Annotated in this window: 11 protein-coding genes; 4 read left to right on the forward strand and 7 right to left on the reverse strand. The window is 67.6% G+C overall.

Annotated elements, in window-relative coordinates; translation table 11 throughout:
- Positions 1-268 precede the first annotated feature (268 nt).
- The 4 genes from dksA to AC3FKG_RS09965 all read left to right on the forward strand — a co-directional run bounded on the left by dksA (position 269) and on the right by AC3FKG_RS09965 (position 4,751).
- Positions 269-688 (forward strand): RNA polymerase-binding protein DksA, encoded by a 420-nt coding sequence (gene dksA / locus AC3FKG_RS09950; protein ID WP_211947140.1) that lies wholly within the window; start codon positions 269-271, stop codon positions 686-688.
- 190 nt (positions 689-878) lie between these two features.
- Entirely contained in the window at positions 879-2,066 is a 1,188-nt protein-coding gene (locus AC3FKG_RS09955; protein ID WP_488742971.1) for a GTP-binding protein, read from the forward strand.
- On the forward strand, positions 2,056-2,466 hold the full coding sequence (locus AC3FKG_RS09960; RefSeq protein WP_483710154.1) for a hypothetical protein: 411 nt from the start codon (positions 2,056-2,058) through the stop codon (positions 2,464-2,466). The genes AC3FKG_RS09955 and AC3FKG_RS09960 overlap by 11 nt, the downstream gene beginning before the upstream one ends.
- A 155-nt stretch (positions 2,467-2,621) precedes the next feature.
- Complete coding sequence (locus tag AC3FKG_RS09965; RefSeq protein ID WP_488742962.1) at positions 2,622-4,751, forward strand: TonB-dependent receptor; 2,130 nt, start codon at positions 2,622-2,624, stop codon at positions 4,749-4,751.
- Positions 4,752-4,783: 32 nt separating this feature from the next.
- On the opposite strand, the gene AC3FKG_RS09970 is transcribed toward AC3FKG_RS09965, so the two are convergent.
- From AC3FKG_RS09970 to AC3FKG_RS10000, 7 genes are all read right to left on the reverse strand, one after another.
- Positions 4,784-5,713, reverse strand: coding sequence for an MBL fold metallo-hydrolase (locus AC3FKG_RS09970; RefSeq protein WP_483710152.1), 930 nt, complete (start codon positions 5,711-5,713; stop codon positions 4,784-4,786).
- 12 nt (positions 5,714-5,725) lie between these two features.
- Complete coding sequence (locus AC3FKG_RS09975; RefSeq protein ID WP_483710151.1) at positions 5,726-5,962, reverse strand: DUF1289 domain-containing protein; 237 nt, start codon at positions 5,960-5,962, stop codon at positions 5,726-5,728.
- Between the two features lie 4 nt (positions 5,963-5,966).
- Positions 5,967-6,395 carry a thioesterase family protein gene (locus AC3FKG_RS09980; protein WP_483710150.1) on the reverse strand — a complete coding sequence of 143 codons (429 nt, stop codon included), beginning with the start codon at positions 6,393-6,395 and terminating at the stop codon, positions 5,967-5,969.
- Complete coding sequence (locus tag AC3FKG_RS09985; protein WP_483710149.1) at positions 6,392-6,901, reverse strand: YbaK/EbsC family protein; 510 nt, start codon at positions 6,899-6,901, stop codon at positions 6,392-6,394. The genes AC3FKG_RS09980 and AC3FKG_RS09985 overlap by 4 nt, the downstream gene beginning before the upstream one ends.
- Before the next feature lie 30 nt (positions 6,902-6,931).
- A complete protein-coding gene (locus AC3FKG_RS09990) occupies positions 6,932-7,867 on the reverse strand; it encodes a hydroxymethylglutaryl-CoA lyase (protein ID WP_483710148.1) in 936 nt (311 codons plus the stop codon).
- A gap of 42 nt (positions 7,868-7,909) precedes the next feature.
- Complete coding sequence (locus tag AC3FKG_RS09995; RefSeq protein WP_483710147.1) at positions 7,910-8,851, reverse strand: 2-hydroxyacid dehydrogenase; 942 nt, start codon at positions 8,849-8,851, stop codon at positions 7,910-7,912.
- A gap of 100 nt (positions 8,852-8,951) precedes the next feature.
- Positions 8,952-10,829: acetyl/propionyl/methylcrotonyl-CoA carboxylase subunit alpha (locus AC3FKG_RS10000; RefSeq protein ID WP_488742963.1), on the reverse strand; the 1,878-nt coding region annotated here is incomplete at its 5' end.

The following is a 10,829-nucleotide window of genomic DNA, read 5'->3' on the forward strand; positions in this document are numbered from 1 at the left end:
CATGACAGCCGCAACAAAGACCAAAGAAAGCCGCAGCAAGACAGGTAGTGCCGCGGCAGAGACGCTCAAGGCGCAGTCTGTGAAGGCTGCGCCGGCTCCCCGCGGCGGTACGGCCCACGCCGGCGCGGTCGAGACCAAGGGAGGCCCGCGAAGCAGCAAGACTGCAGCCAGCCAGAGTGAAACGTCCGCCCCGCGCAAGCACGCGGACACAGCACCCGAGCGGACCCAGACGCCGCCGGTCAGATCAACAAGAGAATCAGCAGCAACCATGAGCAGCAACAAACTTCTGACTGAAGCTGAAATCCTGAAGATGAGCGACAAGGATTACATGAACGAAGCGCAGCTCGCCTTCTTCAAGCATCGCCTTGAGCAGCTGCGCGACGAAATCCTGAAGAACGCTGATCAGACCACGGAGCACCTGCGCGAAACGGTCATCGTGCCGGATCCGGCTGACCGCGCCACGATCGAGGAAGAGCACGCCCTGGAACTGCGCACGCGCGACCGCGAGCGCAAGCTGCTCAAGAAGGTCGAGCAGTCGCTGACCCGCATCGAATCCGGCGATTACGGCTGGTGCGAGGAAACCGGCGAGCCGATCGGCGTGCCGCGCCTGCTGGCCCGTCCGACCGCCACGCTGTCGCTCGAAGCCCAGCAGCGCCGCGAACTGCGCCAGAAGCTGTTCGGCGACTGAGCCAGCGCCCGCTTCTGATTGCCCCGACGGCCCGGATCTCCCGGGCCGTTTTACTTTGTCGCGGCGCGTCCACGACATTACTATGGTCTAGGCCTGCCGGCTGTCGGCGGCAGGGCCTTTCTGGTACAGTCGCAACTTTGTTGCAATAACACCGGGTGCGCCGCACGGCGCCCCTTTGCTCGTCCCTACCATGGCCAATCGCCTGCCCGTTACCGTGCTGTCCGGATTCACTGGCGCCGGCAAGTCCAGCTTGCTGCAGCATCTGCTTGCCGCCAGTGCCGGCAAGCGCGTAGGCGTGGCCGGCAATTTGCCGGAGGCCACCGGGCTTGCGAGCAGCGGCAGTTTCGATCACTTGCTGCTTGAGGCCGAGGGAACGGATGACCCCATGGCAATCGCCGAGGCCGTTCTGTTCGAAGACGAGCACGGCGCGGGCACTGCCTTGCGTCTGGACACACTGGTCACCGTGGTGGATGCCTCAGCCTTCCAGCGCGACGTCAACGACGCCGAGTTCCTGCGGGACCGCGTCGCGCCGCAGGCCGATGACAGCGATGAGGATGACCGCACCGTGGTCGACGTGCTGATCGCCCAGGTCGAGTTCGCCGATGTGATCGTGCTGAACAAGGCGGATCTCGTCAGCGCCAATGCGCTGGCGCAGCTCGGCGCCATCCTGCGCGCGTTCAACCCACGCGCGGAAGTCATCCCGGCGAGCTTCGGCAAGGTTCCGGCCGCGAGCGTGCTGGACACAAACCGTTTTGACTTCGAGGAAACCGCCAGCGCACCAGGCTGGCTGGCGCTGCAGCGCGGCGAGTCGTTGCCGGAGTCCCATGGCGTCGGCGGCTTTGTCTACCGCCGCCGCCGGCCGTTTCATCCTGGCCGCTTTGCCGACCTGATCCATACCGAATGGATGCGCGAGCATGGCAACGTGCTGCGTTCCAAGGGCCTGTTCTGGCTCGCCAGCCGCATGGGCATCGCCGGCGACTGGGCCCAGGCCGGCGGCGTATGCCGTCCCGCCGCCGCGGGCGCATGGTGGGCCGCGCTCGATCCGTCCGAATGGCCGACCGATGCGGCGGACCGCGCGGCGTTGGACGCCGACATGCTCGAGGACGGCCAGCCGGCGCCATACGGGGATCGCCGCCAGGAACTGGCGCTGGTCGGCGTGGATCTCGACCGCAACGCGCTGGAAGCCTGCCTCGACACCTGCCTGCTGACCGACGCCGAAATGGCTGCCGGCCCCGATGCCTGGGCCGCATATGCCGACCCGTTCCCCGCCTGGGAAGATGCCTTCGACGACGAGGGCCACGATCACGGCCATGGCCATCATCACGGCCATGACCACACGCACGGCGACTGCGACTGTGGCCACCCGCATGATCACTGAGATCACCCGGTCTCTCGTCCGCCTGCGCGCGCGTGGTCCGGGGCTGTGGCAGTCCCTGTGGCTGGTGCTGTGCCTGCTGGGCGCGCAGCATGCGGGCCTTGTTCACCGTGTGGCCCACGGTGGCCTGATGGGCGCGCCGCTGTCGGTCATGGCCGCCGAAGCGGGCTCCGCGGATCATGGCGACGCCAGTCCGTTCGCGCAGAAGCTGGCGGGCCACTCGTGCGTGCTGTTCGATGGCGCCACCGTCGCCGACAGCCATTTCTGCCACCTGCCGGCGATCACGCCGGCCTTCGGCAAGCCGGTCAAGCCGGCCAACCTGGCCTGGCGCTGGCCCGATCTTCCCTCCGCCTACCCCTTCCGCTCGCGCGCGCCGCCGGCGCACTCGCCCGCCTTCGCCTGATCCGGGCCGCGGCCATGCCGCCTGCCCGCAGTACGAACGCGTGCGTCCATGCCGGCCGGCTTTGCGCCCGTCCCGCACCTGATCGTGCGGAGCGCGCGCACCACCGCCACCGGCACGGCCGTCCGCCCGATTGCCATCGCATCGAATCGCGAGCCATGTCTCATACCCTGCATCACCCCATCCTGCGGCGCACGCCGCCGGCAGCCATTGCTGCCCTGATTGTTTCCACCAGCGCGTTTGCCCAGACCGCAAGCGAACCCGCGACCACCGCCGCGCCCGCTGCCGCCACCCTCAAGGAAGTGGTGGTCACCGCGAACCCGCTTGGCAGCGAGCTGAACGACATGGTCGCGCCGGTCTCAGCACTGAGCGGTGACGCGCTGTCGCTGCGCCAGAACAGCACGCTCGGCGAGACGCTGGACAAGCTGCCTGGCGTGTCGTCGAGCTACTTCGGCCCCAACGCCAGCCGACCCATCATCCGCGGCCTCGATGGCGACCGCATCAAGGTGCTGCAGAACGGCGGCTCCACCGTCGATGCCTCGACGCTGTCCTACGACCACGCGGTGCCGGTCGACCCGCTCGTGGCCGAGCGCATCGAAGTCGTGCGCGGGCCGGCCGCGCTGATGTACGGCGGCAATGCCATCGGCGGTGTGGTCAACGTGATCGACAACCGCATTCCGAAGGAGCCGGTCGAGGGCATCGGCGGCGCGGTCGACGCGAGCGCCACCGCCGGCGGCGATGTCGCGCGCAATGCCAGCGCATTGATCGAGGCCGGCAACGGCAAGTTCGCTGTACACGCCGATGCCTTCGCGCGCAAGACCAGCGACCTGCATATCCCCGGGTTCGCGCGCAGCGCGCCCCTGCGCGCCAGCCAGCCGCTGCCCGAAGGCGAGACCGAGGCCAGCGGCCGCCTGCCCAACACCAGCGCGCAGCAGGACGGCGGCTCGCTGGGCGGCTCCTACACCTGGGCCGACGGCTTCATCGGCGCCGATTACAGCGCCTACCGCAACGAATACGGCACGCCGGCCGAGGATGACGTACGGCTGAAGATGCGGCAGGACCGCTTCGCGCTCGAAGGCGAGGCGCGCAACCTGCAAGGCAACACCTCCGGCCTGATCGAATCGGTCAAGGGCAAGTTCAGCTACACGGACTACGAGCACAAGGAAATTGAGGATGGCCAGACCGGCACCATCTTCAAGAACCAGGGCTGGGACGCGCGCTTCGAGGCCAGGCACGCGAAGATTGGCAGGATGGACGGTGTCATCGGCACGCAGTTCGGCCACACGCAATTTTCCGCGCTCGGCGAGGAAGCGTTCGTGCCGAATACCAACACCGACAACGCCGCGCTGTTCGTCTTCGAGGAAATGCCGCTCGACAGCGCCGGCGACTTCAAGCTCAACGTCGGCGGCCGGCTGGACCACAGCAGCATCCGCGCCAGCGCCAATGGCAATGACCGCTTCACCGATGCCAACCGCAGCTTCAATGCCACCAGTGCCTCGGCGGGCCTGCTGTACAAGCTGAACGCGCTGTGGTCGCTCACCAGCAATGTCTCGTACACCGAGCGCGCGCCGACCTTCTACGAGCTGTACGCCAACGGGCCGCACGTCGCCACCGGTGCATGGGAACTCGGCGATCCGAACGCCAACAAGGAGCGCGCCACCTCCGTCGATCTCGGCATGCGCTACAAGTACGGCCCGCACACTGCGAGCGTATCGGGCTACTACAGCCGCTTCGCCAACTACCTCGCGCTGATGTCGACGGGACGCGCGCGCGACGACGCGGGCGATGTCGTCGCCCCCGGCAGCCCCGGCTCGCTGCCCGAGTTCCAGTACCTGGGCGTGCCGGCCACGCTGTACGGCTTCGAGGCAGAAGGCAAGGCGCGGTTGTTCCAGAAGATGCTGACGTCGAGCGATACGCTGGATTTCGAAGCCCGGGCGGATTACGTGCGAGGGGAGGATCGCAATACCGGTGAACCGCTGCCGAGGCTCGCGCCGCTGCGGCTCGGTGGAGCGCTGGTCTATGGCGCGGGTCCTTGGGGCGCGCGCGTGGATGTCACCTACGCGGCAAAGCAAACGCGCGTGCCGGCCAACGACACGCCGACCGACGCCTACACGCTGCTGAGCCTGGCGCTGACGTACAAGTTCAAGACCTCGGGGACGCAGACGCTGGTCTATCTCCGCGGCGACAACCTGACCAATCAGGAGGCGCGCAACGCTTCCTCGATCCTCAGGGATATTGCGCCGATGCCGGGACGGAGTGTGAAAGTGGGGTTCAGGACGATGTTCTGAGGCACGGGTTGCAGGGGCGAGCGGACGGGACGTCAATCAACGTTCACCACCGCCTCCCCCTCAACCCTTAGCGCCTTCACCCCCGCCAACGCCCGCAGCGCCTGCGACAGAATCTCCTCCATCGACTGCGCGGCCATAAAGCGTTCGCGCATGGTCACCATCAGCGGCGCCTGTTCCATCCACGCCAGCAGTGCATCGCGACGCATCGTCTGCGCTTCCAGCAGCTTGAACTTCACCAGCACCTTGAGCGCGTGGCTCGCATTGCGTTGCGGATCTCCACCGAGGTAAGCGAGCCGGCCGCGCGCCCGTTCGAGGGCGCCGGCTACGTCGGCAAAGGGGCGGCCGTGGCCTGGAATCACTACGCGCACATCGAGTTCCGCAATGCGCTCCAGCACCGCGGCCTGTTCCACGAACCCGCTCTCCCCTTCCAGCTCGGGAAAAATCACCCCGAAGCCGTTTTCCCACAACGCATCGCCGGCAATCAGGATGCGCCGCTGCGGCGCGAACAACATCACTGCGTGCGGATCATGCCCCGGCGCGGCGACCACCTGCCAGTCGATGCCGCCAAGGCGCAGCCTGTCGCGGTCATGCAGCAGCGCATCGAACGTGAAGCGGTCGCATTGCTGGCCCGTGGCCTTGTAGGTCAGTGCATCGACATCCCACGCCGAGACGGCTGCCGCTTCGGCGCCGGGAATCGACGTATGCGGCTGCCAGCGCGCCTGCAGCGCGGCATTGCCGCCGCAATGGTCGGAATGCAGATGGGTATTGATAAGCCGCTTCAGCGAACGCCCCTGTAGCGCCGATTCGACCAGCGCCACGGTCTGCGGCGCGTGCGTGACGTAGCCGCTGTCGACCAGCGCGGTATCGTCGCCGTCGATGAACAGGATGTTGTTGGCCGACAGCCAGCCGCGCTCGAACACGCGCACGGTGGGCGGCAACTGCGGGGGCGTGGTGTCGCTCAAGGCAAGGGTCTCCTATTCGTCCAGCCAGGCGGCGCGCTGCGCCAGTTGCGCCCAGATCCGGCGCTTGTCGTCCTCGGCCATGGCGGACCAGCCGGCAATCTCTTCGATGGTGCGCAGGCAACCTTCGCAATAGCCGCTGTCGGCATCCATTCGACACACGTTGCGGCATGGCGAGGGCACCGGCTGCGCAGCCTGCGCCGATCGTGCGCGGCGTGTGATGTCCCGGATCAGGGCAGCTGTCAGCGCCATGGTCTCAGCCGGCAACCCGGGCTGCCTTGGCGGCGATCTTCCGGTTGAAGCGCTCGGCATCGATCACGTGGCGCTCGTGCACGCCTTCCGTGATCTTGTCCTCGCCGTCCCAGGCGCTGACTTCGAAACGCAGCCTGCGCCCATCCACCTCCACCAGCCGGCCCTTGACCGTGATGGTCATGCCCGGCGGCGTAGCGGCCAGATGCGTAAAGCTGACCAGCGTGCCGAGGGTCTGCTCGCGCGGCCAGTCCAGATATTCGCGCAGGGCCTGCAGGCAGGCGCACTCCATGATGCCGACCATGTAGCCGGTGGCCAGTACGTCGGGCATCTCCGTGCACATCGGGATGTCATCGTAGAGCTGCGGTACGGAGGCCTTGCGCGGCACGACGTACTGCCACGAAAACGCCAGGCCGGGACGCAGGTCCGGGCTCATGCCGCCGCTTCCAGCGCGACATCCGCCACTTCCGCGCCGGTCATCTGCTGCAGTTGCTGCGGCGTCAGGTTGAACACCGCGTGCGGATGCCCGGCCGCGGCCCACAGGCTGTCATAGCGGAACAGGTCCTGGTCGAGCAGCATGACCGGAGGCACCGCATGGCCGATCGGGCAGACCCCGCCGATGGCATAGCCGGTCTTCTCGCGCACGAACCTGGCATCGGCCTTGCCCAGCGCGCCGACACGCGCCGCCACCTTGGCTTCATCGACACGGTTGCTGCCGCTGGCGATCACCAGCACCGGCACATCGTCGTCGACGCGCCGGAAGATGATCGACTTGGCAATCTCCGCCACGCTGCAGCCCAGCCCCGCGGCGGCTTCGGCCGATGTCTTGCCGGTGGCCGGCAGCATCACCACCGGCCGGTCATGCCCGAGTTCGGCCAGCAGGCCGGCGACGCGCTGCGCGGATTCCGGCAATTCGGCAATCGGATCGGCGGACTGGCTCATTCTTGCTCCTTCGTCATGTCGTTCGTTGCGTCACGCGCACATCGGTGCCGCTTCGCTCGCGGCGGCCCACTTGGCCAGCAGCGCGCGGCCCACGCGCGAATTGTTGGCGCGGCCGATCGCCTGCGAGATGTAATCGCCCGTGCGCACCACGGCTTCCAGGTCGATGCCGGTATGGATGCCCAGCCCGTGCAGCATGTACAGCACGTCCTCGGTCGCCACGTTGCCGGTCGCGCCCTTCGCGTAAGGACAGCCGCCCAGGCCGGCAACCGAGGCATGGAAGATCGAGATGCCCACCTCCAGGCTGGCCAGGATATTCGATAGTGCCTGGCCATAGGTATCGTGGAAATGCCCCGACAGGCGGTCGAGCGCGAACTCCGCCGACACCGCGCGCATCACGTCCTGCACCTTGCCCGGCGTGCCCACGCCGATGGTGTCGGCAATATCGATCTCGTCGCAGCCCAGTGCGCGCATGCGGCGCACCACGTCCACCACGGCGCTGACCGGAACCTCGCCCTGGTACGGGCAGCCCAGCGCGCACGAAATGCTGCCGCGCAGGCGAATGTTCTTTTCCTTGGCGGCCGCAGCCACCGGCTCGAAGCGCGCGATCGATTCGGCGATCGAGCAGTTGATGTTCTTCTGCGAGAACGCCTCGCTGGCGGCGCCGAAGATCACGACCTCATCGGCACCCGCCGCCACCGCGCCCTCCAGCCCCTTCATATTGGGCGTGAGCACCGAATACAGCGTGCCGGGACGGCGCTGGATGCGCGCCATCACGTCGGCGCCATCGGCCATCTGCGGCACCCATTTCGGCGAGACAAAGGAGGCGGCCTCGATATTGACGAATCCGGCCTCGGTCAGCTGGTTGATCAGCGCCACCTTGACGTCGGTCGGCACCATGGCCTTTTCGTTCTGCAAGCCGTCGCGCGGTCCGACCTCGACGATCTTCACGTAGTTGGGCAGGTTCATGGCTATCTCCAATATCTGTTGTTGTCCGCGTGGCGGTGGCGTTCAGTAGCCGCGCTGCAAATCGACCACGCCTGCGATCGGCTGGCCCGCCCGCAGCGCGCGGATCTTGCCGGCGATCTGCGCGATGCTGTCCTCGCGCAGCGTGAGCGCCGAGATATGCGGCGTGATGGTGATGCGCGGCTCCTGCCAGAACGGGTGCGCGGCCGGCAGCGGCTCGGTGCGGAATACATCGAGCGTCGCGCCGGCGATTTGCCCGGCCTGCACCGCAGCAAGCAGGTCATCCTCGGCCAAGTGCTGTCCACGCGCCACGTTGATCACGTAGGCGCCCCTGGCGAGCTTGCCGAACAGTTCGCCGTTCAGGATGTTTTCGGTTTGCGGCGTCAGCGGCAGGACATTGACCAGTACGCGCAGGCCATCCAGGAAAGGGGCGCGACCCGCATCGCCATGGAATCCCACCACGCCCTCGACGGCGCGCGCGGAGCGGCTCCAGCCGCGCACCGGAAAGCCGAAACCGGCCAGCGTGCTGGCGATATGCGTGCCCAGCGCGCCGACGCCCATCACGCCGATGGTGAACTCCGCGCGGCGGTGTGGCTTCAGGAACTTCCAGTTGCCGGCCTGCTGCTGGGCAGCGTAGTCGTCCAGCCGGCGGAAATAGCGCAGCACGGCATGGGTGACGTACTCGGCCATCTGCGCGGCCATGCCGGCGTCGTCCAGGCGCACGATGGGCACGCCAGCGGGCAACGCGTCGGGGTCGTGGTCACGCAGGCCCAGGATGCCGTCCACGCCGGCCCCCAGGTTGAACACCGCCTTCAGGTCGGTGCGGCCGCGCAGCATCTCCACGGGGGGGCGCCAGACCACGGCGTAGTCCGCGGATTCGCCGCGGCTGTCCTCCCACTTGAGGCACTCGGCTTCGGGCAGCGCCTGCGCAAAACCTTCGATCCAGGGTTCATAGCGGCCGTCAGGCACATACAACTGCAACTTCATGGAGGGACTCCGGGTCTTCCGTGGCGGGATGGATCATTTTGGCAGAGGTTGCGGGACGGCGCCCGCCCGTGGCCGGCAATCGCCCCGCGCCGCCTCCGGTTCAGGCCTCGCCGCTCGCAAACGCCAGCAACTGCGCACCTTCCGCCACCTGCTCGCCCACGCCGTACAGGATTTCGCTGACCACTCCATCGGCCGGCGCGCTGATGGTGTGCTCCATCTTCATGGCCTCCATCACCAGCAGCGGCGTGCCGCGCGTCACCGTGCTGCCCGGTTCGACCATGACGGCGATGACCTTGCCCGGCATCGGCGCGGTCAGCTTGCCGCCCTCGCCCTCGGCTTCGCCCGCGTGCGCGAGCGGGTCGAGCCAGCCGAGCACCGCGTGGCGTCCCGCGTTGAAGACGTGGAAATCATTGCCCTCCACATGGACCTGGCCATGCGCGCGACGCGTGCCAAGGTCCACGCGGATATCGTCTGCCTGGCACGATGCGCGGAACGGCGCCGCCTGATCGGCATAGATCAGCGTGCTGCCGCGCTCGTTCGCGGTCAGCGTGACATCCAGTGTGTGGCTGCCGTAAGCAAAGCGCAGCGCGCGCGTGGCGCCGCCATTTAGCCGCCACGCGCCGCCATGCGTCCACGGCGAGTGCCGGTCGGCCACGTCGAGGCGCCGCTCGCGCGTTTCGCGGTCGAGCAGCGCGGCGGTCGCCAGTGCGATGATCTCCATGCCGACCGGCGCGGGCGCCGGGAACAGGGTGGCCTCGTTGCGTTCGATCAGGCCCGTGTCGAGATCGGCCATACGGAACGCTTCGGACTTCAACAGCCGCTGCAGGAATGCCACGTTGGTGGACAGGCCGACCACGTGATAGGCCGCCAGCGCCTGGCGCATGCGTGCAAGCGCCTCATCGCGGTCCTTGCCCCAGACGATCAGCTTGGCGATCATCGGGTCGTAGTAGGGGCTGATGGTGTCGCCTTCGCGCACGCCCGAGTCGATGCGAACACCAGCGGGGCCGTGGGCATCGCCGCCACGCATGAACTGGACAGCGGGCGGCGTGCGCAGGAAGCGCAGCGTGCCGGTGGACGGCAGGAACTGCTTGTCGGGATTCTCGGCGTAGATGCGTGCTTCCAGCGCGTGGCCGTCGATGCGGAGTTGTTCCTGCTTCAGCGGTAGCGGCTCGCCGGCGGCCACACGCAATTGCCATTCGACCAGGTCCTGCCCGGTGATCATCTCGGTGACCGGATGCTCGACCTGCAGGCGCGTGTTCATCTCCATGAAGTAGAACGAGCCGTCCTGGTTGGCGATGAATTCGACCGTACCGGCGCCGACATAGCCGACGGCCTTGGCGGCGGCCACGGCAGCCTCGCCCATCGCGCGGCGGCGTTCTTCCGTCATGCCCGGCGCGGGCGCTTCTTCCAGCACCTTCTGGTGACGGCGCTGCACCGAGCAGTCGCGCTCGAACAGGTAGACGCAGTTGCCGTGGGTGTCGGCAAAGACCTGGATCTCGATATGGCGAGGGCGGGTCAGGTATTTCTCGACGAGCACCTTGTCGTCGCCGAAGCTGGCCGAGGCCTCGCGCTTGACCGAGGCGAGCGCCGCTTCGAAGGCATCGTCCGACTCCACCACGCGCATGCCCTTGCCGCCACCGCCGGCGCTGGCCTTGAGCAGCACCGGGTAGCCGATGCGGTCGGCCTCGCTGCGCAGCAGGCCGGGATTCTGGTCTTCGCCGTGGTAACCGGGCACCAGCGGCACGGAGGCCTTTTCCATCAGCTGCTTGGCCGCGCTCTTGCTGCCCATCGCGTGGATGGCCGAGGCCGGCGGGCCGATGAAGACGAGCCCCGCCGCGGCACAGGCCTCGGCAAAGCCCTCATTCTCCGAGAGGAAGCCGTAGCCGGGATGGATCGCCTGCGCCCCGGTTGCCTTCGCCATCTCGATGATGTGGTCGGCGCGCAGGTAGCTGTCGCGCGCGGCGGCGCCGCCGATATG

Source organism: Cupriavidus sp. 22TCCZM04-2, assembly GCF_057798895.1.